Below are 23,222 nucleotides of genomic sequence, written 5' to 3'. Positions count from 1 at the left end.
AGTTGATAGGATTGGGTAGAGCGCTATGCCATAGCCTCTGTCGTTAAAAGCTTCGTTTCAAGCGGTAGGCAATTTCGCCCACGATGCCGCGCCTAAATGCCATCACGCAGACCACAAACACCACGCCGATGGTCACAGTAACCCATGAACCGAGCGAGGCCAGCTCATGGTGCATCGTGCTGATGGTAACTGCCCCCACCAGTGGGCCGAGTAGCGTGCCCATACCGCCAAGCAAAGTCATTAGCACCACTTCACCCGACATATGCCAAGACACATCGCTTAAAGAGGCAAGGCCAACTACCAGTGCTTTTGTTGCCCCAGCCAGCCCTGCCAAAGCGGCAGAGAGCACAAAGGTGGCGAGTTTGTAGCGATTCACGCGATAGCCTAAAGACAATGCGCGGGCTTCGTTTTCTTTAATGGCTTTAAGCACCATGCCAAAGGGCGAGTGAACGGTGCGCCAAATCAGCCAGTAGCCTGCAAAAGTCACGGCCAGTACAAAAAAGTACAGCGCAAGGGGAAGCTGCTGACCGCCAAAGCTAAAGGTGGCGGATAAATCAATTAAGCCAAATAAATGCCCCTTGGGGATACCTTGCAAGCCATCCTCACCGCCGGTAAAAGGTATTTGTAAACAAAGAAAAAATACAATTTGTGCTAAGGCCAGCGTCACCATGGCAAAGTAAATGCCTTGGCGGCGGATGGCGATGCTGCCAATGGCAAGGCCCAGAATTGCTGCACCTAAGGTGGCAACAAGAATGCCTAGCTCAGGGCTTAGCCCCCAGTTTTTGATGGCATGCCCACACAGATAAGCTGCACCACCAAAAAAAGCCGCATGGCCAAAACTCAGTAAGCCACCAAAGCCGAGTAATAAATTAAAGGCACAGGCAAAGAGGGCAAAGCACATCAGCTCCATGGCAAAAATGGGGTAAATCATAAAGGGTGCGATTGAGGCCAGCACCAAGGCGATGATCCACGGGGTGTAGTGGTTTTTCTTTGTTTGTAGCGCGGCTACAGGGGCGAGTTTAATCACTGGCGCATTCATTAGTTTTCCTTACCAAATAGGCCAGAAGGGCGCCAGAGCAAGACTAGCGCCATCACAATAAAAATCACGGTATTGGCCAGCGGTGGGTAAAACACTTTGACTAAGCCTTCTAATAAGCCCAGCGCAATGCCGGTAAGGATGGCCCCCATGATGGAGCCCATGCCACCAATCACCACTACGGCAAACACGATGATGATTAAATCTGATCCCATCTTGGGGCTGACTGAATAAATAGGCGCAGCCACCACACCCGCAAGCCCAGCCAAAGCAACGCCTAAAAAGTAGGTAAGAGTGCGTAAGGAGGGCACGTCAATCCCAAACGCACGGGTTACGTCGGGATTTTCTGTGCCTGCCCTGAGGTAGGAGCCTAATTTGGTTTTTTCGATTAAATACCACACGCCAAAACAGACCGATAGCGAGAGCACAATCGAAAACAGCCGATATTTAGGGAACACCATAAAGCCTAGATTAATTGCGCCTTCTAGGATTTCTGGTTTTGCGTTGTAAGGCTCGCCGGCCATATTGAAGTAATTACTCAGTACCCCTTCAAAAATCAGTGCCAAGCCAAAGGTCAGCAGTAGCCCATACAGGTGATCAACTTGATACAGGCGGCGCAGCATGGTTTTTTCGATCAACACGCCGAGTAAGCCCACCACGATAGGGCCAATAATCAGCGCGGCCCAAAACGACATATGGATGCTTTCATCACCAAGCCAGCGCCCTAATTGGTCGTATCCTAGCAAAGCCACAAACGCCCCCAGCATATAAAAAGCGCCGTGAGCAAAGTTAACGACGTTAAGCATGCCAAAAATAACTGCCAGCCCAAGGCTCAGCAAGGCATAAAAAGCACCGTTATTTAGGCCAAGCAAGGCTTGAGAAAGAATGGCTTGCAGGGGGATATCCATTTAAACCTCGGAAAGTGATTTTTACTTGGCGACTAAGCTCATCAATACGCTGTAAACCCAAACCTTGAAACACGGAGAACGCAGAAAACACGGAGTTTTACGGAGGAAACCCAAGATAAAGCGAAGAGAGGGCATGCTCTTTTGTGAGCTGCCTTTCTCCGTGATCCTCTGTGTTCTCCTTTTCCTCCGTGTTTTAAGATTTGGGTTTTAATCCTTCAGTGTGTTATTTTTTTATCAAAGGGCATTCGCTGACAGACAGGGGTTTGAAAGCTACATCACCTGGGATGGTGGCGACGAGTTTGAGCTGGTCCCATGCGCCTTTGGATTCGCTAGGTTTAATCACTTCAACCAGATACATATCGTGCACCATGCGGCCGTCTTCGCGGATTACGCCATTCTTGGCGAAAAAGTCATTCACCTTGGTTTCACGCATTTTCTTCATTACCGCATCGGCATCATCGGTGCCTGCTGCTTTCACCGCATTTAAATAATGCAGAGTGCTGGAGTAAACCCCCGCATGATCCATGGTGGGCATAAAGCCCGCTTTGGCAAAGAATTTCTTACCAAAAGCTTCCATCTCTGGATTGATTTCCCATGAATAAGCGGTGGTAAATTTCATGCCTTGCGCGGCGTTTAAGCCCAGCGCTTTGATATCGCTATCAAAAACCAAGAGGCCCGCAATGGTTTGCTTTAGGCCAAATTCTTTGGCTTGCTTGACCGCGTTTACAAAATCAGCGCCCGCATTAGCCAGGCCAACCACCTTTGCTTTAGAGTCTTGTGCTTGCAGTAAGTAAGAAGAAAAATCGGTAGAGGAAAGAGGGTGTTTTACCGTGCCCAGTACCTTGCCACCCGTGGCGGCTACAATTTTGCTGGCGTCGCCTTGCAATGCCGCACCAAAGGCATAGTCAGCCTGTAAAAAGAACCAGCTGTCTAAGCCTTGCTTCATGAGTGCGGTAGCGGTGCCTTTGGCGAGGGCATAAGTGTCATAGGCGTAATGCACACCGTAAGGGCCGCATTCTTTGCCGGTGAGGGCGGTGGAGCCTGCGCCATTATTGATGGTGATGCGTTTTTTTTCTGTGCCAAGTTTTTGGACTGCAATGCCTACGCCAGAATTCAGTAAGTCGTTCACCATATCTACGCCTTCGGTGTCGAACCACTCCCGCGCCTTACCTACGCCGATATCGGCTTTGTTTTGGTGATCGGCACTGACTAGCTCAATTGGCTTACCCAGCACTTTGCCACCAAAATCAGCAATCGCCATTTGCGCCGCAATCACCGAGCCTTTGCCGCCTACCGTGGCATACACGCCTGACATATCGGTTAAGATGCCGATCTTGACCATATCTCCCGAAAGCGGCCCAGCCAAACTAAGCGCTGGAAGGGCAAGGGCTAAAGCGAGTACTAGAGTTTTACAGCGTGCTTGCATGGGATGGTTCTCCGTAAGGGTTGGGCAATGATCTTGCGGGGCTGCGAAATTCAAAAAAGCGGTCGAAAGCTCTGTAGACACAGAGAGCAAACATATATAAAAACATGTGCTGATCATGTCTCTTGCTTAAACGCCTCATCAATATCGTAGGGCGGGTGCAACCCGCGAGTAATGCTGAAAAATGCGGCTTGCGCCCACCCTACGCTTACATTTGAGCTGTTGTTAAACCCCTAGGTAGTGATTCAATCGCCCGGTGCTGGATGACAATTCATTGGCGCTGATGGCGTCGATCACTTGGCCGTGCTCAATCACGTAGTGGCGGTCTGCAATGCCTGCGGCAAAGTGGAAGTTTTGCTCGACTAACACAATGGTGTAGCCGCGCTCTTTTAATAGGGTGACGGTTTCGCCGAGTTTTTTTACGATGACAGGGGCGAGGCCCTCAGTGATTTCATCGAGCAACAGCAGCCTTGCTCCGGTGCGCAAAATCCTCGCCATCGCCAGCATTTGCTGCTCGCCGCCAGAGAGCCGTGTGCCTTGGCTTTTGCGGCGCTCCCATAGATTGGGGAATAGGGTGTAAATCTCTTCCAAACTCATGCCATCGCTACGCACTTTGGGGGGTAGGTTGAGGTTTTCTTCAACATTTAGGCTTGCAAAAATCGCCCGTTCTTCAGGGCACCAGCCCACACCAAGGTGGGCGATTTTGTGGGTTGGCATGCGGATTACTTCACGGCCATTCACCATGATGGAGCCTGCCCGCTGGCCGGTAAGGCCTAAAATCGCCTTGAGTGTGGTGCTGCGGCCCGCGCCATTTCTGCCGAGTAAGGTAATGAGCTCGCCACGGCGCACCCCAAAATCAATGCCATGCAAAATATGCGATTCACCATAAAAAGCGTGTAAGCCGCTTACACGCAACATCTCACCGGTATGATCGTCGTGGTTAAGCATGCAGAGCATCCTGTGGCTGAATCGGCGTTGCGGGGCTAACGCCCAAATAGGCTTCCATGACCTTTGGATCGGCAGAAACAGTGGCGTAATCACCTTCGGATAAATACTGACCACGGGCTAACACGGTGATTTTGTCTGCCAAGGTAGAAACCACTTTTAAGTTGTGCTCTACCATCAAAATGGTGCGCCCTACTGCCGCGCGTTTGATCAGTGCGGTGACGCGTTCTACGTCTTCTATGCCCATGCCTTGGGTGGGCTCATCGAGTAGCATTAGCTTGGGCTGCAGCGCTAAGGTGGTGGCAATTTCTAAGGCGCGCTTTCTGCCGTAAGCCAGCTCCCCAGCTAATACATGGGAAAACTCCGCTAGGCCCACTTCATCTAGCAGTAAGAGTGCGCGATCGTTATAGGCAGTTAATTCATTTTTAGAGCGCCAAAACCGATGTGCGCCGCCATTGATCCGCAGCAGTGCAACGCGAATATTGTCGAGTGCGCTCATATTTGGGAAAACAGCAGAAATTTGAAAAGAACGAATCAGCCCTTGCATGGCCACTTCTGCGGGGGCCGTGGCGCTGATGTCTTTGCCATCAAAAATCACCCGCCCAGAAGTGGGGGCTAAAAATTTGGTTAGCAAGTTAAATACCGTGGTTTTGCCCGCGCCATTGGGGCCGATCAGGGCATGGATGCTGCCACGCGCCACTTGCAAATTGATATTGCTGACGGCGGCAAAGCCTTTGAACTCTTTGCATAAGTCATGCGTTTGTAAAATGATGTCTGCGCTCACTGTATTTATCCTTATGACAGGCTTAATTCAATACAGACAAAAGGCCTTGGGATGATGTCTAGAATTGCACTCTGTTTTTGCATGGGCAGGGCGGGTGCAACCCCATCTGCGCCAACAAAAAAATCATGATGTGAATCAGCGGGTTAAGCCTTAAAGTACGGAGAGAGCAACCTGCGGGCGATGCTAAAAAATGCGGGTTGCACCCGCCCTACGATGTTTCAATGTTTGTAATAGGTAGATCTCTATTGTTAATGGGTGCTTTCTTGGCTAGAAAGTCTATCTTGTTATTTATGATGGAATGCCCAGCCCGTACATTAAGCCTATAAGACTATTAGTAAGCATGATGTGTGCCAGCAATAAGAATTGAGCAAATATGCGGCTTGAGAATAGATGAGACCGAGGGGCTGTCTATAAAACGAGACGACGCCAGCAGGGGGCGTGCACCAAAATGTAATAAAGCTAAGGCTCTGGTGAGCCATCGCCCCGTCTCATTATTAGGATGTTATTCTCGATAATGAGACGGGTTTTTTAAGCTCAGCAGGCTACTTGCTCAGTTTGCGGGGCTCATTTTAAAGCTGGCGATTTTTTTATACAGTGTAGCGCGGCCAATGCCTAGCTTGGCGGCGGTGCTGGGTATATGCCCAGCGCAACTTTTTAGTGCATCAGAAATGAGCTGCTGCTCAAAAGCGAGCATGGCGTCGTTATGGTTTAGGTTTAAGGGTACGGGGTTGGGGCTTGGGCTAGCTGCTGGGTAAAGGAGGGGGCGCAAATCTTCTGCTTGTAAGACGGCACGATCACTGAGCATCAGGCTGCGCTCTAAAATATTATGCAGCTCACGCACATTACCAGGCCAAGGGTATTGGCTAAGCAGTGCGATGGCTGAGGGCGCTAAGCGGTGTTGCCCCAGCCCGCTGGCGGCCAGTTTATTTAGAATGGCATCGGCTAAAAGGCCTAGATCACTTTGCCTTGCCCGCAGCGGTGGTAATTCTATGGTGAGCACATTCAGCCGGTAAAACAGGTCGGCTCTAAACTGCCCTTCTTGAATGAGCTTGGTCAAGGGGGCGGAGGTTGCTGCGATGATGCGCACGTCGACGCGTTGTACTTGATTAGAGCCAAGCGCTTCAAACTCTTTATCTTGTAAGACACGAAGCAGTTTGACCTGTAAGGCAGGCGGCATATCGCCGATTTCATCTAAAAATAGCGTGCCGCCGTGGGCGAGTTGAAATTTACCGATACGCCCTTTTTTATCTGCCCCCGTGTAAGCACCCGCCGTTGCCCCAAATAGCTCGGCCTCGAGCAGCGTTTCTGGAATAGCCGCCATATTCAGCGTAACCAAGGGCTTGTGCGCACGCGGAGAGGCGGCATGAATCGCGTGCGCCAGTACCTCTTTACCTGTGCCGGTTTCACCCAATAATAAAATAGGGGCGTCTCTTTGCGCCGCGCGGCTGGCTTGGCGCTTTAGCTCCCGAACGCTATCGCATTCGCCAATAAAATGGGTAAATGAATACTTAGCACGGCGGGCTTGTGCCAGCGATTCATGCGCCACCGCCAATTCTTTTTGCAGGCTAGAAAACTTGGCTACTAGCGGTGCTAGCGATTGAATTTCATCAAATAAAGCAAAGCCAATTGCACCAATTAGTTGGCCTTGCTGATCTTTTAATGGCAGCCGAGTCACTACCAGCGTTCTTTCTGCCGTTTCCATTAAATCTAATAAAATAGGTTGGCCGGTGCGTAATACTTCCCGCAATTGGCTATTGGGAATGACTTCTTCTACGGCTTTGCCAATGGCGTTAGCGGGGTCTTTAAAACCAAATCGATCGGCGTAGCGGGCATTAATCCAAACAATTTTGCATTGCTCATCCACAATCACCGTGCCTTCGGAATGGTCTTCTAAAGTACGAAATAAAGATTGCAAAGCCAATTGCCGCTCATTATGGCCGTCGGTTAATTGATTTGGGTAAATATCAGACATTGCCCATAATCCTTTACTCACAGGGATTTTTTACCATAACACGCAGCAGGCTTATCTGCTTCATTAGAGCACGGGTTTGCTGAGAATCTGTTGTACAAAATCAGCTGATTAATAATCCTAATAAAACAAACCAGCTTAGCCATGAGTAAAAGGTGCTGATTAAATAATGACGTATCAGCTTTTTAATGCCCAACATGCGTAATGCTAAAGCACGCGGCAGGGTGTTTTTGCCAAATAGGCTATGTAATGCTTGATCGAGCTGTAGCAAATCAGTTTCACTTTGCAGCTGAGTTAATAATTTTTCATCGAGTGTGATACGCCAGTAAAAATAATATTGAATCGCAGCGCTTAGGCTGCTAGCCATCAGCAGCCCTATTTCTACTTTGTTGAGGATATGGCTGGCAGCCAGCCAATAGCTGATTAAAAATAAAAATGGCGTGGGCCACACTAGGATTTTGCAAGAAGCAAGCGTGGCCGTACTCAATTTAAAAAATAGCGATTCTTCGTCTTTCATTTTATGCCATCACAAAGCTGGGCTAATTGATTGAGTTGCGTCTCGCTTAATATAAATTTACTACGTTTTTTTAGGAGTATTTCCCTCGCTTCATTGATGTCTTTTGCTTGCTGGCTCACTACCAGCCAAGCCAATACCACGGCTGCGCTTCGAGTTAGGCCAAGAGCGCAGTGAACCAATACCGGCTGAGGCATGGATTGCAGCGTGCGCACGCAGTGCTGCAAGGTTTGCTGATCGGGCAGTTGTAAATCTAACAGCGGACAGGAGTGATAAATAACCGTTGCTGGCGCTTGCCTATCGTATTCCGCAGCAAGATCAAGCACGGATTTAAAGCTCGGATCTGTCGCTGCGCTGATGGGGCCCAGCCATACACCACGGCTGATTTCTTCGGCGCCGGGCAACGATTTTAATAAATAACGGTGCACTAGTTGCGTCACAAAAGAGTAGGGCCAAAGTAAGGCTTGTGCTGCAAAGCGTCTTTGTCCTCGATCTTTTTGCATGACCCTGGGCCCTAGCCCTAGGTAGGCGGCGGTAAGGATAAGCAAGGAAGTGATTGGCCAAAGCAGTAGCCAAGCCCAGCCTTGCAGGGAAGCAATGATGAAGGACAAAAACAATGCACCCGCTAAGTAGCGTAAGGCCAGTTTGGGCGTGCTTTGCCGTGGCGTATTCACAGCTAAAAACAAACTCACACCAGGCGTTGGCAATAAATAGCAGACTACAAAACCGAGCAAAAACCCGCTGGGCACATCCCAAAAATGATGTTGCCAAGTGGTCAGGACGGATAATCCAATCAGGGCAAACCAAACGTGCAGCAAAGGCTGCCAGCGTGCAGGAGTATGGGCGTAATAGCGCAGCCATAGCACGGTAAGCAGGCCGATATGCAGCGATGGCGCTTGATTGAAAGGCTTGTCAAAGCCCATTAAAAGCGTAAACAACTGGCCGAAAGCACCATCAAGCTCAGGGCGCTCAAAGCTAAAACGCAGCGGGAACAACACAAAGAATAAGCAAGATAGCAGTGATGTGGCTAAGAGGCGCTTGGCGTGGGTATTGAGCTCGCCACGGCTGGTGCATATAAATAGAGAAATGCCATAGAGCAGATCGATGCTCCAGTAAGGCACGATAGTCCAGGGCCAGAGCGGGATCTGCCGCTCCCAAGCCATGGCGATATTTCCAACCTCGGCTAGAGGCAAGGACGCAGCGTAGTGATTGGCCGCGCCATAAAAAATAAAAAAACCTGGCCCCAGCAGCACTAACCACAAAAGGGCGAGCCGCCACGGGCGTGGTGTGGGCAGATGAGCCGTCATGCCTGAGTCGTCTCGCTATTTGCTTGCGCAGAGTGGGTGGTTTTTCCAACTCGACGCGCTAAGCTCACCGTAAAAATGCCCCATTCATCAATGCGTTGGGTGATTTTTTCAAAGCCAGCTTGCTCAACTAACTGATCCATTTCGTATTGAGTACGGCGGCGCATAATCCAATCCGCCCCGCTTCTATGACTGGTCAGCGTGCGGGCGATGAGCTCAAGTTGCGGGTGCCAAGGTTGATTGGTGTAAACCAGAAAACCACCTTCGGGTACAGCCTCAGCAAGACCAGCCAGTGATGCTTTGATGGGGGCGTTATCAGGGAATAACTCATAAAGGCCGGATACCACGGCCAGCGTGGGTGCTGGTGAAAGGTTGGCTAAACTGGCTTGATCAAAAGCATCGCCCTGCTGAAAATCAGCCAGATGCGCTAAGCCTTTTTCTTTGATCAGCGCTTTGCCTGCCTCTACATTGATCGTGCTGTAATCACGTAATAAAACGCGGTCGATCTGATGGCCAGCAACAGCATCCAGAATATAGCGGCCATGCCCTGCGGCGATATCCACAATCTTTACGCTTTGCTTGCTTTCTGTAAGTGATTTGATGGCTGCGCCAATTAATTCTTCAAGGTTTACCTTGCGCTGGCGTATGCCTTTCCAACCTACGCTATCGAGGTAGGTGCGATCACCAAAGCGGCCCAGTGGGGACCGCCCAGAGGTTTGGTTTTTATACACATAATCTAAGGTGCTGCCAGAATCAAAACCAGTTTCCCAACCTAGCCGAATCCCATCAGAGAGCTTGCCTACGGTAGCAAGGGATAAGCGGGTTAAGGCAAAGTGCCAGTGTTTTAGGGTAAAGGGCGAGCTATTTTGCTGCAGCTGTTGATATTCATTGGCGGTGTAGCCGCTTTTGTCTGCGTGGCTTAAATCAACGTTGGGTACGCCCGCTTCCACTTTTTGGATAAAGCTGCGGATTAGCGTAAAGGCTTTGGCGCGATCTTTTTCGCCCAAGGTATCGTGATAAAAGCCCTCTAGTGTATGCATTTCTTTGCATGGGCTACCAAGGCGTTCAAAAAATGTACGCTGCGGCGCTTGGTGCACCACAAAATCTGCGCCTGATATCAATAACTGGGTTGGGGTTTGGATGGCACCTGCATCGGCAATAATCCGCTCGGCCGTGTCGTAGAGGCCTAGTAGGATATTGACTGAAATAGGGCGGGCAATCAGCGGATCGGTATTGTAAGAGGCAATGCGTTCTGGATCATGCGTCAAAAACTTGGCTTTTACATAAGAATTAACATAAAAATTGCCACGCAGTTTTTCCATTAGCCGCAGGCCAGGCCTTGCCAAAGGCACGTAAAGCTTCACTTTAAAGGCGGGGGACGCCAGAATCAGTGCGCGGATTTTTGGGGCGTAATCGTGCACCCAAGTCGATGCCAATACCGCGCCTACGCTTTGCGCAATCACGATGACTTCTTCCATTGCATAGCCATAAGTTTGGCAAAGATAATGAATAAATGTATCTAGATCGCGTACGGTGGTGCCAAGGCTTGGGCTGTAGCCACGAGGCCCGCTATTTTTGCCGTGGCCACGGGCGTCCCAAGCAAAGAGGGTGGTATCAGGCATTTGCAATTCGTCCGCAATATGCTGCAAGCGCCCAGAATGCTCGTGCCCGCGGTGGAGCAGCACAATAACACGGCGCGTTGGCGTGCTAACGGCTGGCCAATGGCGATAAAACAGGCTGCTGCCATCAAAGCTGCTAAATGATTTTTCTTGTGCTGTGCGCATTGATATCTTCCTTATTGAGTTTATTGCTGCTGGCGCAAACCCAGCATCGCCGCAAAGGGTTGCTATTGCGGGCTGGGAGTAGAGAGCATGGTTTTTTGTTTTAAATTAAGCAGTGCATCTTTAATTGATGCCCGAAAAATCGCTTTTTCAGCCAACCATGGCAAGGAGCGGCCAACGGCAATATCAACAAAAAAAGGAATGGGGAACCACCGGCCTTTACCCATTGCTCGGCCTAGGCCGTTTAAATACACGGGGACAACGGGGATATTGGGGAAGTCTCGATACAGATACCAAATGCCAGATTTAATCTCTGAAAGCGTTTCTGGCTCACCCCGTGTGCCTTCAGGAAATAAAATAAGAATACGTCCTTGCTTAAGCGCTTGTTTGCAATCTGCTAGTGGGTCAAAACCCGCTGCTGCACCACCACGCACCACGGGGATAATGCCCACCACCTGCGTGGCAAACCATGCAAATACACGGTTGGTCAGAAAGTAATCAGCGGCAGCGGCGGGTTGAATGTTGGGAATCAAAGCCAAGGGAAATAAACTATAGATGGCCAGAATATCCAGATGGCTATTGTGATTAGCTAGCACAATAGCCGGCCCTTTTAAAGGAAGGCGCTCTTGATGCCTGACCGTGACGCCAAACCAGAGCCTGACTAAGGGCTTTGCCAGTAAGAGTACAAATAGAATTCTTAAATATCGGTTCATAGCGCTAGTAATATAAATAATGGGTGTAATGAAAAAACAAAGGCGCCGTATAGGTTAAAGAATCGAGCCGGTCTAAAATGCCGCCGTGTCCTGGCAGTAAGCGGCCAGAATCCTTTACGCCAATATCGCGTTTTACCGCAGAAATCACAATATCGCCAATAAAGCCCATTACGCCGATTAAGAAGCCTGCCAATGCCGCATGTAATGGTGAAAAAGGTGTGAGTAATGGTCCAAGTAGCCAGCCTAATAGGCTGGTGGTGAGCGCGCCGCCCAAAAATCCTTCTAGCGTTTTATTCGGGCTTACTTTGGGGGATACTTTACGGCGGCCAAATGATTTGCCCCATAAATATTGGGCCACATCATTGAGTTGAGTTAAGGCAACTAAATAAAACAGCAGCATGGGGCCATGCTCTGCTTTGCCTATGCCAGTTAATAAGGGTAAGGCAAGAACTGCGCCCATATGGCTTAAACAAAACACGCAAATCATCAGCCCCCATTGCAAAGAAGCGGCTGCTTTAAGAAACCCCTGAGTTTCGCCCACCAAAACCATGCGCATAGGAACAAATAAAAATACGTAAACAGGGATAAAAATAATAAACATCCCGTACCAGTGAACGCCTAGCCAATAATATTGCAGCGGAATACACAAATAGGCCCAGAACAGCACCACATGGTCTGCTGTGCGGGTAGAGCAAAGGGTTAAATATTCCTTAAGAGCCAAAAAGCTAACCAGGCCAAGCACAAGGAGGGCAATGGGCATATTGCCCAGTAGTGTCAGAGAAAAGCACGCCACAATCCACCACCAAGTGCGAATACGTAGCTTTAGCTCGAGCCAGTTTTTTTGTGGGTAGCGCTTACCTAAAATAAACAGGGTGAGGCTGGCGGTGATCAATAGGGCAAACACGCCTTCCAATGCTGTAATCAACGCAGGGGGTAAAAGTAAGTTAATCATCATTGATTGGCCAATATCCCTTTAGCGCGATTGATGCAGGTCCACAGCATGAGTCCAGCCGTGATGGCAAAGAGGGCGCTGGTCCATGCGGCGATTGCGGGGAAAAATCCAAGTAGTAGCGCAAAGCCGCCGTAGACAAAAGCCCTATCACTCTTGCCCATGGGGCCATCGTAGCGCCGTGCAGCGCCTAGTGAGGGGCCAAGTACGCCAATAAATTCGGTTAGCCCGGCCAGAAAAACCGCCGCAATGATCCATGAGGGCTGGCTACTGACAAGGCAAAAAGGCAAGTAAAGAGCCACATCAGAAACCACATCGCCTACCTCATTTAAAATGCCGCCCAATGCAGATTGTTGATTAAATTCACGGGCTAACATGCCGTCTATTGCGTTGAGCGCCATTCGTAGCAGTAAAAATAACGGCAGGGCGAGCCAAGGTCCGCGGGAGTCTGCCTGTAAGCTTAGCCACACTCCCATTAGGATAGAGCTCATCATGGCAATCAGCGTCACCTGATTGGCGCTTATGCCCGAACGGGCCATTAAAGTGCAAAGCGGCCGTAATAAGGATTGAAATCTGGATTTTAGTTGGTAGATACTGGGCATTTTGCTTTATTGCGGCTCGTTTTTTGATGGGAGTAAATAGAGAAACTATGAATTGTTTGTTTGTAAGTTTTGTGTATGTTTTGGCTAGTTTGAATGTAAATGACTTTATGCGCAACTGTTTTTTGATCGCCTAATTAAATACGTATTGCATGGTATTTTCTAAAGAATGAGCAATAAGATGTTCGCAGTATTGAGGTAAGTAAATATTGAATAACATGTTAAAAAGGCGCACATAATTTGTGCGCCTTTTTAATTCAGTATTAACTTATTGCTTAACGCTGAAACAATTCCTTTGCCGTAGCAGGGCCTGTTCTTGGCTTGGCAGAAATCGCTTTCATAAATTCGAATAGCGCATTGATTTCATTTTTACTTAAGCCTAACGATTTAATCTCTGGCGAGGTTTTAGGGAAATTCGGGTCGAATTTATCTAAGCCAGTAGGCAAGGTTTGCACCATGCCTGCGTTATACATGGCTAATACGCCTACGCCATTGCCCATAGAGAACAAACCGTTGTGCATATAATTGCCGCTGTAAATAATATCGCGCAGCATCGGCGTGCGAAATTTACCTATATCGGCGGGGTTTTTAGTCACGCCATAGCGGCCTAAGTCTTCCAGCTCACGCCCATAGTAATGCAGGCCATTGCTGTGATATTGGTTGTCTGACATCAACGGCGTGTTATGGCAGTTAATGCAGCGTGCTTTAGTACGAAACAGGTGTAAGCCCCAGAGTGCATCGTTGGATATTGCCTTGCTGTCACCTTTTAAAAACTGATCGAATGCGCTTTCCTTACTGGTGATGGTGCGCTCATAGGTGGCGATGGCCTTGGCAATGCGGTCGGCATCGATGCTGTTGTCGCCAAATGCGGCGCTAAACAAGGCGGCGTATTCGGGGGCTGCGGCAATTTTATATGCGGTTTGGCTTAGGCTCTGATGCATTTCCAGCGGGTTGCTGATTGGGCCTTTGGCTTGCTCTTCTAGAGACTTGGCGCGCCCATCCCAAAACAGCTCTTTGACGTAAGCGGTGTTGATAATGGTCATCGCATTACGGCCACCTAGCTGGCCAACGTGGCCTTCGGATAATTCCTTGCTATCGCTCCAGCCATTTTTAGGATCATGACAGCTAGCGCAGGAAATCTGGTTGTTGCGCGAAAGTCGTGGATCAGCAAACAGCTTTTCACCTAGCGCTACTTTTTCTGGTGAGTAAGGATTGCTCGCGGGGAAAGTTGGGGCTGGTAGTAAGCCCAAATCAGCGAAACCTTCTTTTGTGCTGGCATCCAAGGTGGGTGCTGGCCAGTTGGGCTGGGTCGCACTGCCCGGCTGATAGCGCACATACTGGCTGCGCCATGCGGCGAATTCGCTATCGCTAGGGCGAGTATTTGGGCTGTTGGGCATCCGCTCAAAGAAAGGGCGGGCGGTTTGTGAAATCAGTAACACTCGCGCCGTTGCTGGGTTTTGGGGGATTGCTGAGCTTGCAGAAATACTGCTGATTTTATCTGCCGTGCCCGTCCAGTAGCTGGCATTTACATCCAGATAAGGCAGCGCTTGGCGCAGCTCGGTGTTGTCGCTATCGAGCGCTAGCGTCAGTATTTTGCTCATTTCAGTGGGCGTAGGTAAACGCCAGTTTTTTACGGCGCAGCTGCCAGTATTACTTGCTGTAATCAGCGCTTTGAGCTGCTGCGGATCAAGGCTTTGATTGGCCATGGCCGACGCATCTGAAGGGGCCAGTAGGCGGATTTCTGTTTTTTGTTTGTTGACCAGTAAGGCTCTGTCATTGATATCGACGCAAGCGTAAGGCTCGCCAATTTTGGGTAGCCTACCTTCTTGGGTCAGCGGAATATAGTTTGGGTCTTCTTGATCTTCCTTGCTGGGTGCATCCGGCATGATGGGGCCGCGCACTAGGCGTAGTGCGCCATAACGCTCTTTAGCCAGTAAGGTGGAATCCAGTGTTTTGTGCGTGTCATCAAACCAAACCGCCAAAAAACCATGCACTTTTCTAAGTGTATCGCTCCAGTAAAATGTGGGCTCTGCGTCTGGAAAAGCGTGCCGGTCTGTAGCGGCTAGTTTTTTGCTTGCATCGTATTGGGATGGGTCGAGCAGGGTTTTTAGCTCGGTTTCAGTGGGGGTGCGCCAGTCATCAAAGCCGCAGAGGCGGGTTTCGTTTACTTTTTCGCTATAGTCATTGGCGGCGCACACTTCTAAAGCAGGATCGCACTGGCCGGTATTGACGACGCCTCGCACCATCGCAGGCAGATAGCGATGTTTGGCCGCGCGTAAGCCTGCGGTGGTTTTAACTTCCCAGCTTAAGCCGGTCTGGCTATCGCTGACACAGCCTGCGCGAATACCCTCGTCACTGATCTCTAGACCACTTTCGGCATCTTTACGGCTATAGCGCGGCACAGGCTTGTTGCCGCTGATGGCTTGCATGCTTAGATTGTAAAACTGGCGGGTATATTGCTCGCTCACTAATGTATGCGCGATGCCATTATGATCGAGTAGCTCGCTCAGTGAGGCTGATTTAATCGATTGCTCATTCACAAAACGCGCCGCATCACTGGCGGCGATTTGAATGCCGTTATTGGCATTGTCGTCTTCGTCCAAAGTGAGCAGCAGCTGCATAATCTTGTGTGCATATTTAACGTCGCTGCTATTGGCCAGCGTTTGTGGCGTAATCATCGCCTTACCGGCCACTTGTCCAAGCAGGAGCGAGCCAATATGAAAAGTCACCGTTTCACCCGCCACATATTGAAACTCGCCATTGGCCGTGGTGCGGCCATGCTGGCTGGGCGTGTCGTAATCAACCCCTGCGGTATTAAGCAGGGTGCCGGTTTTGATTTCTGGCTGAGAGTCGCTGATACAGGCGGTTAACAGGGGGAGGGTACAGAGGAGAGAGGCTAAGTATTGCAGTTTCATTGTGGAATACGAATTATTATCAAGGGCGGATTGTACGCTGAGGGTATTCTATTTGGCTATTTGTTTGTAAGCAAAATGCGAGGGTTATCCATCGCTAGAGGTATGAGCGTTGGGTGGGGTAAAAGTATAGGCCACCTTGCTGCACTACTTAATACTGAGTCCATTGCAAACCCTACAGACTCTGCCTTAGGAGTAAGTTAGCATAGCTTGATCCTAGGTTGGGTCTGTCCATATTTTGTTGTGTTGCAATTTATCTAGTATTTGTTTTTAAAATTTATTTATATTTTCATTGGATATTGTTTATTTTCTATCGTAAAAAAGGAAGAGAGATGGATAAAATAATAACTATCCTTGTATGTATTTTTTGTATTTTACCTGCACATTCAGAAATACAGCTTGATAAAAATTTTTTAAATGAACTGCACGGGATTACTACTGAGTTAGCTATTTCTGAGGGCATTAGCGCAGGATATTTTTCTGAGCCTGCAGAAAAGAATGAAGAATCAGATTTTGATATAAGTATTGTGCGGCTACCTATCCCCGTATATTCAAAGAAATTAGGAGCAGGCGTGTTTCGTACAGATCTAAAGTTGGGATATTTAAGAGCAAAAAAAGAGTATTACAAAGGGGAATCATTTCCTGATGGTGCGACGTTTAATATTAAAAATTGCAGTGTGGCTTTAGTTGTTGCTTATCAGTATCATTTTTGGGAATCTTTTTCTATTGATTCAGAACTTGCTATTGCCCGATCTAAAATGACGGTTGGCATTAGTAGTGATAATCAAGAGTATAGAGGATATATGAGCAGCTACGCTTGGGCGGTTAATCCTTCGCTTGGTTTTTATTACAAATATACTAAAGATGACATAAATAGATCAATGGGGATTGCTTTTCGTTCTGTGCAAACGATAGACACAAATGAAGGCATAACGCAGATAGAAGATCTAAGAAGTGATATTGTTAGTGCTAAGATAGATCTGGATAAAAAAACAGGCTTTTATGTATTTGATACCCCTGTTTATCCTCTTGGGTTTTTATATCTAAGTAAATATATAAAAGGTAACTCGATTAGCCATTATATAGCAGAGCTCGGTACGGGGTTTTATGTGCCACTGGGAGTCATCGCTGGGCAACCGCGATTATTAAAACTCAGTACATCGATCATACGGGGTGAAGAAGGATTTAGAGGTTGGACATTAGGGGCGGCACTTGCCCTATAAGTGGTTTCCTTTTCCTGATTATGCCTTTTGCTTAACTGCATCATAAATATTGTAGGGCGGGTGCAACCCGCGTTTTTTAGTATCGTTCGCGGGTTGCACCCGCCCTTACAACTGCAAAAACAGGGTGCAACTGTAATAAATCGATTTACATTAGCGTTATTGAGCAAGAGGCGATCAGGTTCTTTTTAATGCAGAGGGCAAAAAATTTTAAATATCTTTGCCCTCTGCGTCCCTAGTACTTAGTGTTCTAACCCCATCCCTAAAACCGCCTTCATCGCTATAGCCAATCGTCTCTCCCTGATTCCTTCCACCACCACATAATTCGCGCCACTGGCTTTTAAATCAGCTTCGTAAAGATCAAATAAATAATCTCTATCGTCTGGATTCTCTCGCAGAGGGTCTGGCTCCCACGGGAGGTCAGGACGGGTGAGTAGATGCAGGGCGTAGTCTTGTGGCTGGTAGAGGGCGGCTAGCTCGGCGGGGCAGTGGCCGTAGCGCACCTCCGCCCATATTTTGCATACCAGCACCGTGGTGTCGCAGATCAGCAGTGGCGCAGGCACTGCGTTTTCTGCGGCAAGCTGGCCTTGGGCGATGCGGATAATATCGTCTAGGCCATAATCATTTGTGCCTTTGGCAGCAAAATATTCGCGTACATATTCCGCCACCCACGGCGCGTTTAGGGCTGCGGCTAGATCACGCGCCAGGGTGGATTTTCCGCAGGATTCTGGCCCAACAATGGCAATTTTCATGCTGCGGCTAGCTCTTTTTTCCAGCTGATCCAGCCTGATACGGCGAGGGCCGTCAGAATCACATAGAGAGCCGCTGTAAGGTGCAGGCCCTTATAGGCATAAACGCCAGCCGCGATCAGATCCAGCACAATCCAGAACGGCCAGTTTTCTATTTTTTTGCGGGCCTGCATCCACTGTGCCAGTAGGCCAAATACAAAAATACCAGAATCTAGCAAGGGTAAATCGGTGGGTAAAAACTGTACTTGAAAGCGAGTCACTAAAAGCGTGAGCAGCGTGCCGCCACCGCCAATAATCAGCCATTCGCGGCGAGTTAGCTTGCTGATGGCGACAGAGGCATCGGAGGCGCTTCTTTTCCAAACCCACCAGCCATAAAGGGCAAGCGCGGCGTAAACGAATTGCAGTAAGCTTTCGCCAAACAAATGTGCATCAAAAAACAGCCAAACGTATAGTAAGCTGGCCAGTAATTGCAGCGGCCAAGTGAGCACATGGCTGCGTGTGGCAAGCCAAATACCCAGCAAAGATGCGATAAAACCAATGATTTCTAATATAGACAAGACAGGAGGCTCCGAATTTAAGCGTGGTAAGGCTATATTGCTAGGAAGAAAAAGGAAAGCGTCGTTATGAAAGAATTTGCGGGAGGTCGATTTAAAGTTGTCAAAGAATTAGGGCAGGGCGCGCAAGGTTTGGTTTATCTTGCGAATGATACGCAGTTGGATCGCCTTGTGGCGATTAAGGTATTACATAGCCACTCGGTGACTGCCGCCGATGAGGCTAAAATTGTTAGCCGCCTGCAGCACCCCAATATTGTGGCCTTGTACGACACGCTGGTTAATAACGGCCACCCCTGCTTGGTGTTTGAATATGTAAAAGGCCAAACGCTGGCCCAGTTGATTAGCCGTGATGGCGCGATGACGCCAGTAGCTGCAGTAGAAGTTATTTGCGGAGTATTAGAGGGGCTGGCTTATGCCCACGGGCAGGGGCTCATTCACCGTGATATTAAGCCGCATAATGTGATGCTGGATGAGCAAAATCGCCCGCGCTTGATGGATTTTGGCATTGCAGCTAAACGCGGCAGCAAAGAAGCAGGCGGCATGATCGGCACGGCGGGCTATATGGCCCCTGAAATGATGCAAAACCAGCCTGTTGATGCCGAAGCCGATGTGTTTGCGGTAGGAATGACGCTTTATCAAATGCTGACTGGCCATACCGCCGCCGAGGGCGAATCGGTATTTACCATCTTGCACCGCATTGCCAACGAGCCCTTTGTGCCGCCATCTAGCCTTAAAGATAGTGTGGATGAAAAGCTCGATCATCTGGTGATGGTTGCCCTATTTAAAAACCCGCAAGAGCGCTATCACGATGCGCATTCTATGTTGCTGGCGCTGCGCGAATGGCTGGGTGGGCAAAATCTGCAAGAGGGCGTTGATACTAGCGGTAATAGCACCTTAGATTTTTTGCTACGGCGCATGCGCCACACCGCCGATTTTCCTGCGCTATCGCAAGCGGTTACGGCGATTAATAAAATTAACGAGGGCGATGCCGAGCGCTTGCAAGTGTTATCAGAAGTCATTTTGCAAGACTTTTCTTTAACCAATAAATTATTACGAATTGTTAATTCCGCCAGTTATGGCCATTTTGGCGGCACGATTAGTACTATTTCTAGAGCCATTGTGATTTTGGGCTTTGATACCATCAGAAATTTAGCCATCACCCTGTTGCTATTTGAGCATATGCATAATAAATCGCAAGCCGTTGCCTTGCGCGATGCGGTATTAAGCGCATTTTTTGGTGGAATTTTATCTCGTGAGTTAGGCAAAAAAAGCGGTGCACGCGATGTGGAAGAAGGGCTGATTTGCGGCATGTTTACCGCGCTGGGTAAATTACTCACGGTTTATTATTTTCATGAAGAGAATGTTGAGATTAATAAACGGGTGCAAGCAGGCGGGCATGAAGAAACTGTATCGGTGCAAGTATTGGGTTTGGGTTTTAGAGATTTAGGCGTGGGCGTGGCCCATAGCTGGAATTTTCCTGAACGGATCACCGCCAGCATGCGCTCCTTACCCGAAGGTGGTATTAAAGCACCGCAAAATCAAACCGAAAGGCTGCGCTTATTTGCCAATTTAGGCGCAGGGCTAGTGCCTTTGGCTTATATGCCCAAAGCTGCGGCAGAGCGTGCTTTAATTGAAATGGAAAAAAGAATTAGGCCGGTTTATGCGTGGACGGCACGCGAATTAGGCGATTTATTAAAAGACTCTGCAAGCGCTTATCTTGGCTATTTATCTATTTTAGGAGTGGATACGCGTGATAGTGAGTTTGCCAATAAATTACGCCAGCTCACTGGGGTGCTCACCGAAAATCCAAATGCCCCTTTAGTGGCGGATACCCTTGATCGCGCCCAATTAATGACTCGGCAATTTGATTTAGATGCAGATATTGCCGCATTGGATGAACATATTATCCCCCCTGCAGAAGCATTAGCGGCAGGTGTGCAAGATATTACCAATACCTTAGTCACCACCTTTAAATTAAATGATGTTTTGCAAATTATTTTAGAAACTATGTATCGCGGTATGGGCTTTGAGCACGTATTGATTGCCACCAGAGACCCAAAGAAAAATAAGATTGTGGGGCGCTTTGGTTTTGGCGCAGAAATTGGCGACATTATCCCGCACTTTCAAATTGATTTGGATAAAGCCGTGGATGTATTTCAAGTGGCGATGGAAAGAAACGCAGATATTTTTATTGAAGATATCAATGTTGAATCAATCCGCTCCCGCATCCCTAGTTGGTATCGCACCGCATTAGCATCACAAACCTTTATTATTCTTCCCTTAGTACTAGAAAAACGTACTATAGGATTACTATATGCAGATAAAACCAAGGCCGGAAATTTAAAAATTGCGGGTAAAGAACTAAACTTATTAAAAACCTTAAGAAACCAAGCTTTGCTAGCGATTAGGCAAAAACAAATGGGCTTGTGAGGCTTGAATTAGCATTATGTAGGGGGCCATCGCGGATGCACAGCGTGGGCAAAATACGTGCCCCCCCTACAAATTCTACATACCCTTAATTTGATAGAATTGGGTTTTACCTGCCTTAGTTTGTTGTAATTAACTGGCCTGTAAAGCGATCTCGGTTTGCCCAATAAGCACATTTTGGGCAGGCTTCACCTGCCGGATAATCCGTGCCTTCTTCATGCGGGCAGCCCAGAATACGCTCTGGGGAAATCACAGACATCACGCTATGCTGAGCGATAAAAGCCAGCATTTCGGTCATCGCCTTGGCATCCTTACGAATATCGCCGTCATCAGCAAACCACTTTTGCAGCGCAGTCACTTCGCCTTCTTCTTCTACAATGATGCCGACCGCTATTTTATTGGCTAATTGATTATTAGGGCCATAAAAAGTAACCGTTGCAATGGGATAGCCATTAAAGCCGCGCTTGGCTTTTTTCTTGAGTTTATCTTGATACCAAGTTGCTTTGAGTGACATCTTAAAGGCCTTGAGGCTGTTTGCTAAGCAGCGAAGTTTACCCACCTTAATTGCACTTGAAAATATCATGCTCAGATCAACGCTATGCCTTGCTTGCGGTATTGCTGCCACGTCATCCTTTTACGTTTAAATCGGCGTAAGCTTACACCTTGTTAGAGGAGGGAATCATGCAAAATTTTAGCTTTTACGCACCAACACGTATTCACTTTGGGCAGGGGCAGCTAGCGCAGCTTGCCCATGAAATCCCTCGCGGTGCGCGGGTATTGCTGGTCTATGGCGGCGGTAGTATTAAAACCAATGGCACTTACCCAGCGCTGTTGGCGGCTTTAGTAGGGCGTGAAGTGTTTGAGTTTGCAGGGGTAGAAGCCAACCCAGAGTACGAAACGCTGCTGCGTGCGGTAGTGCTTGCCAAATCCGCATCAGTGGATTGGGTTTTGGCCGTGGGTGGTGGCTCGGTGGTGGATGGGGCCAAGTTTATTGCGGCGGCAGCGCGGCTAGATTCTGGGATTGATCCTTGGCTCATCGTTGGCAATCGAACCAAGCTGCACGATGCCCTGCCGATCGGTGTGGTACTGACCTTACCTGCAACAGGCGCAGAGAGTAATTTTGCCTCGGTGATTTCACGCCGTGCAACGCAAGATAAAATGTCATTTAAAAATGCGCTGGTTTTCCCGCGCTTTGCGGTGCTCGACCCGCTACTGACGTGTAGCTTGCCAGCGCGTCAAGTGGGCAATGGGGTGGTGGATGCTTTTATCCATACTACAGAGCAATACCTCACTTTTCCTGCTGAGGCACGTTTGCAAGATCGCTACGCCGAAGGCCTGCTGTCTACCTTAATCGAAGTGGGGCCGCGTACGCTGGCAGATTCAAATGATCTGGATGCGCGGGCTAATTTTATGTGGTGTGCTAATCAGGCGCTATTTGGCTTGGTTGGCGCTGGCCAGCCGCAAGATTGGGTAAGCCATGCGATCGGCCACGAGCTAACTGCCTTGTATAAGCTAGATCATGCGCAAACGCTGGCGGTGATTTTGCCAAGCTTGCTGCGTTATTGTTTTGACGATAAGTTGCTAAAGCTGGCGCAATATGGCCGCCGTGTTTGGGGCTTGGTGGGAGGCGATATAGAAGTGGCGCATGCGGCCATCGATGCCACGGTTGATTTTTTTGAGCGCATGGGGCTGCCAACGCATTTAGCGAGCTACGGGCTAAATGCCAATGAAGTGGCGCAGGCAGTGGGCGAGCTTTTGCCTAAGCATAAGTCTTTTCCCTTGGGTGAGCGCGCCAAGCTAACGCTGGAAGATTGCGTGGCGATTGTAAGAATGGCAGCCTAAAAATGGAGGATGAGCGCATAGCAAACTTCATGCAGGGGGTGGCCAGTAAGTTGGCTGTCGGTTTTTTGCTGCCCGTTTACACGAAAGCCACATTGCTCATAAAGCTGGCGTGCGCCTAGATTACCTGCAATGCACCAAAGCACAATATTTTGGTAAGAAAAACGCCGAGCGCTAGCAATAGCATCCATCACCAGCCGCTTACCAATCCCCTTGCGCCAAGCGTGTGGGGCAATATTCAGTGCCCAAAGCTCAGCGGTATGGCTTGGGCATTCAAAACGTGGCGTGCCTAATAGATAAAACCCTGCCACCTCTTGCGCTTCTTCAATTAGCGCTAGATAAAAGCGCGGTGAAAGATTCTCCAGCTTTAGCCTTAGTGATTCTCTATTTGCAGCTGGGTCCAGTGCGGCTAAATAATCAGCAGGCATAAAGTGGGTGTAAGCTGCCTGCCAAGCTGCAACGCGAATTTGGCCAATGGCTGCGGCATCGGTGGGCAGGGCGGGCCTGATGAGTTGTGGCATGGTTATCTACTAGGCTGAGTGCTGAGTTTGTGTAGGATGGGTAAGCATTTTTGCCCACGTATGTAGCATAAAATC

20 protein-coding genes are annotated in these 23,222 nt (G+C 48.8%); 3 read left to right on the top strand and 17 right to left on the bottom strand.

Going from position 1 to position 23,222, the window contains the following annotated elements; genetic code table 11:
* Positions 1–43: 43 nt before the first annotated feature.
* The 13 genes from R6242_RS07420 to R6242_RS07360 form a co-directional block, all read right to left on the bottom strand.
* The gene (locus R6242_RS07420; protein WP_318425656.1) at positions 44–1,039 is read right to left on the bottom strand and encodes a branched-chain amino acid ABC transporter permease; all 996 of its coding nucleotides are present in this window, start codon (positions 1,037–1,039) and stop codon (positions 44–46) included.
* Positions 1,039–1,944: a branched-chain amino acid ABC transporter permease gene (locus tag R6242_RS07415; RefSeq protein ID WP_318425654.1), complete on the bottom strand. Its 906-nt coding sequence runs from the start codon at positions 1,942–1,944 to the stop codon at positions 1,039–1,041. Before R6242_RS07415 ends, R6242_RS07420 begins: the two co-directional genes overlap by 1 nt.
* Before the next feature lie 223 nt (positions 1,945–2,167).
* Positions 2,168–3,370, bottom strand: a complete 1,203-nt coding sequence (locus tag R6242_RS07410) for an ABC transporter substrate-binding protein (RefSeq protein ID WP_293931620.1) — start codon at positions 3,368–3,370, stop codon at positions 2,168–2,170.
* 222 nt (positions 3,371–3,592) lie between these two features.
* On the bottom strand, positions 3,593–4,315 hold the full coding sequence (locus R6242_RS07405) for an ABC transporter ATP-binding protein (RefSeq protein WP_293931618.1): 723 nt from the start codon (positions 4,313–4,315) through the stop codon (positions 3,593–3,595).
* The gene (locus R6242_RS07400; protein WP_318425651.1) at positions 4,308–5,096 is read right to left on the bottom strand and encodes an ABC transporter ATP-binding protein; all 789 of its coding nucleotides are present in this window, start codon (positions 5,094–5,096) and stop codon (positions 4,308–4,310) included. Before R6242_RS07400 ends, R6242_RS07405 begins: the two co-directional genes overlap by 8 nt.
* Positions 5,097–5,646: 550 nt before the next feature.
* Entirely contained in the window at positions 5,647–7,068 is a 1,422-nt protein-coding gene (locus tag R6242_RS07395; RefSeq protein WP_318425650.1) for a sigma-54 interaction domain-containing protein, read from the bottom strand.
* A 100-nt stretch (positions 7,069–7,168) separates the two neighbouring features.
* A complete protein-coding gene (locus R6242_RS07390; RefSeq protein ID WP_318425648.1) occupies positions 7,169–7,582 on the bottom strand; it encodes a hypothetical protein in 414 nt (137 codons plus the stop codon).
* Complete coding sequence (locus R6242_RS07385) at positions 7,579–8,886, bottom strand: phosphatase PAP2/dual specificity phosphatase family protein (protein ID WP_318425646.1); 1,308 nt, start codon at positions 8,884–8,886, stop codon at positions 7,579–7,581. The genes R6242_RS07390 and R6242_RS07385 overlap by 4 nt, the downstream gene beginning before the upstream one ends.
* A complete protein-coding gene (locus R6242_RS07380; protein WP_318425644.1) occupies positions 8,883–10,667 on the bottom strand; it encodes a bifunctional alpha/beta hydrolase/class I SAM-dependent methyltransferase in 1,785 nt (594 codons plus the stop codon). Before R6242_RS07380 ends, R6242_RS07385 begins: the two co-directional genes overlap by 4 nt.
* A 62-nt stretch (positions 10,668–10,729) precedes the next feature.
* Positions 10,730–11,377: a lysophospholipid acyltransferase family protein gene (locus R6242_RS07375; RefSeq protein ID WP_318425642.1), complete on the bottom strand. Its 648-nt coding sequence runs from the start codon at positions 11,375–11,377 to the stop codon at positions 10,730–10,732.
* Between the two features lie 4 nt (positions 11,378–11,381).
* Entirely contained in the window at positions 11,382–12,332 is a 951-nt protein-coding gene (locus R6242_RS07370) for a phosphatidate cytidylyltransferase (protein ID WP_318425640.1), read from the bottom strand.
* The gene (locus R6242_RS07365) at positions 12,329–12,928 is read right to left on the bottom strand and encodes a CDP-alcohol phosphatidyltransferase family protein (protein ID WP_412099742.1); all 600 of its coding nucleotides are present in this window, start codon (positions 12,926–12,928) and stop codon (positions 12,329–12,331) included. Before R6242_RS07365 ends, R6242_RS07370 begins: the two co-directional genes overlap by 4 nt.
* A gap of 272 nt (positions 12,929–13,200) precedes the next feature.
* A complete protein-coding gene (locus R6242_RS07360) occupies positions 13,201–15,840 on the bottom strand; it encodes a cytochrome c peroxidase (protein ID WP_318425636.1) in 2,640 nt (879 codons plus the stop codon).
* Between the two features lie 329 nt (positions 15,841–16,169).
* Between R6242_RS07360 and R6242_RS07355 the strand changes: the two genes are divergently transcribed.
* A complete protein-coding gene (locus tag R6242_RS07355; protein ID WP_318425634.1) occupies positions 16,170–17,060 on the top strand; it encodes a hypothetical protein in 891 nt (296 codons plus the stop codon).
* A 239-nt stretch (positions 17,061–17,299) separates the two neighbouring features.
* On the opposite strand, the gene R6242_RS07350 is transcribed toward R6242_RS07355, so the two are convergent.
* Positions 17,300–17,809 (bottom strand): ATP-binding protein, encoded by a 510-nt coding sequence (locus R6242_RS07350; RefSeq protein WP_318425632.1) that lies wholly within the window; start codon positions 17,807–17,809, stop codon positions 17,300–17,302.
* Positions 17,806–18,363, bottom strand: coding sequence for a nicotinamide riboside transporter PnuC (pnuC, locus tag R6242_RS07345; protein ID WP_318425630.1), 558 nt, complete (start codon positions 18,361–18,363; stop codon positions 17,806–17,808). Before pnuC ends, R6242_RS07350 begins: the two co-directional genes overlap by 4 nt.
* A 66-nt stretch (positions 18,364–18,429) precedes the next feature.
* Here pnuC and R6242_RS07340 point away from each other — a divergent pair, with 66 nt between their 5' ends.
* Positions 18,430–20,790, top strand: coding sequence for a serine/threonine protein kinase (locus R6242_RS07340; protein WP_293931592.1), 2,361 nt, complete (start codon positions 18,430–18,432; stop codon positions 20,788–20,790).
* 115 nt (positions 20,791–20,905) lie between these two features.
* Here R6242_RS07340 and R6242_RS07335 read toward each other — a convergent pair whose 3' ends face one another.
* Positions 20,906–21,301, bottom strand: coding sequence for a hypothetical protein (locus R6242_RS07335; RefSeq protein WP_318425627.1), 396 nt, complete (start codon positions 21,299–21,301; stop codon positions 20,906–20,908).
* A gap of 167 nt (positions 21,302–21,468) precedes the next feature.
* Between R6242_RS07335 and R6242_RS07330 the strand changes: the two genes are divergently transcribed.
* A complete protein-coding gene (locus R6242_RS07330; protein ID WP_318425625.1) occupies positions 21,469–22,629 on the top strand; it encodes an iron-containing alcohol dehydrogenase in 1,161 nt (386 codons plus the stop codon).
* Here R6242_RS07330 and R6242_RS07325 read toward each other — a convergent pair.
* The gene (locus R6242_RS07325; protein WP_318425623.1) at positions 22,626–23,147 is read right to left on the bottom strand and encodes a GNAT family N-acetyltransferase; all 522 of its coding nucleotides are present in this window, start codon (positions 23,145–23,147) and stop codon (positions 22,626–22,628) included. The genes R6242_RS07330 and R6242_RS07325 overlap by 4 nt on opposite strands.
* Positions 23,148–23,222 lie beyond the last annotated feature (75 nt).

The sequence above is a fragment of the Iodobacter sp. CM08 genome, assembly GCF_033446605.1.
Taxonomy (GTDB): domain Bacteria; phylum Pseudomonadota; class Gammaproteobacteria; order Burkholderiales; family Chitinibacteraceae; genus Iodobacter.
The sequence above is the reverse complement of the archived record's forward strand: the minus strand, read 5'-3'. Positions and strand labels throughout refer to the sequence as shown.

What these genes read in the sequence shown, in the direction of transcription:
- R6242_RS07395 (WP_318425650.1), bottom strand. Translation starts at nt 7,068, where the DNA reads ATGTCTGATATTTACCCAAATCAATTAACCGACGGCCATAATGAGCGG.
- R6242_RS07415 (WP_318425654.1), bottom strand. Translation starts at nt 1,944, where the DNA reads ATGGATATCCCCCTGCAAGCCATTCTTTCTCAAGCCTTGCTTGGCCTA.
- R6242_RS07350 (WP_318425632.1), bottom strand. Translation starts at nt 17,809, where the DNA reads ATGAAAATTGCCATTGTTGGGCCAGAATCCTGCGGAAAATCCACCCTG.
- R6242_RS07355 (WP_318425634.1), top strand. Translation starts at nt 16,170, where the DNA reads ATGGATAAAATAATAACTATCCTTGTATGTATTTTTTGTATTTTACCT.
- R6242_RS07380 (WP_318425644.1), bottom strand. Translation starts at nt 10,667, where the DNA reads ATGCGCACAGCACAAGAAAAATCATTTAGCAGCTTTGATGGCAGCAGC.
- R6242_RS07365 (WP_412099742.1), bottom strand. Translation starts at nt 12,928, where the DNA reads ATGCCCAGTATCTACCAACTAAAATCCAGATTTCAATCCTTATTACGG.
- R6242_RS07330 (WP_318425625.1), top strand. Translation starts at nt 21,469, where the DNA reads ATGCAAAATTTTAGCTTTTACGCACCAACACGTATTCACTTTGGGCAG.
- R6242_RS07420 (WP_318425656.1), bottom strand. Translation starts at nt 1,039, where the DNA reads ATGAATGCGCCAGTGATTAAACTCGCCCCTGTAGCCGCGCTACAAACA.
- R6242_RS07405 (WP_293931618.1), bottom strand. Translation starts at nt 4,315, where the DNA reads ATGCTTAACCACGACGATCATACCGGTGAGATGTTGCGTGTAAGCGGC.
- R6242_RS07360 (WP_318425636.1), bottom strand. Translation starts at nt 15,840, where the DNA reads ATGAAACTGCAATACTTAGCCTCTCTCCTCTGTACCCTCCCCCTGTTA.
- R6242_RS07325 (WP_318425623.1), bottom strand. Translation starts at nt 23,147, where the DNA reads ATGCCACAACTCATCAGGCCCGCCCTGCCCACCGATGCCGCAGCCATT.
- R6242_RS07410 (WP_293931620.1), bottom strand. Translation starts at nt 3,370, where the DNA reads ATGCAAGCACGCTGTAAAACTCTAGTACTCGCTTTAGCCCTTGCCCTT.
- R6242_RS07370 (WP_318425640.1), bottom strand. Translation starts at nt 12,332, where the DNA reads ATGATGATTAACTTACTTTTACCCCCTGCGTTGATTACAGCATTGGAA.
- R6242_RS07340 (WP_293931592.1), top strand. Translation starts at nt 18,430, where the DNA reads ATGAAAGAATTTGCGGGAGGTCGATTTAAAGTTGTCAAAGAATTAGGG.
- R6242_RS07390 (WP_318425648.1), bottom strand. Translation starts at nt 7,582, where the DNA reads ATGAAAGACGAAGAATCGCTATTTTTTAAATTGAGTACGGCCACGCTT.
- R6242_RS07385 (WP_318425646.1), bottom strand. Translation starts at nt 8,886, where the DNA reads ATGACGGCTCATCTGCCCACACCACGCCCGTGGCGGCTCGCCCTTTTG.
- R6242_RS07335 (WP_318425627.1), bottom strand. Translation starts at nt 21,301, where the DNA reads ATGTCACTCAAAGCAACTTGGTATCAAGATAAACTCAAGAAAAAAGCC.
- R6242_RS07375 (WP_318425642.1), bottom strand. Translation starts at nt 11,377, where the DNA reads ATGAACCGATATTTAAGAATTCTATTTGTACTCTTACTGGCAAAGCCC.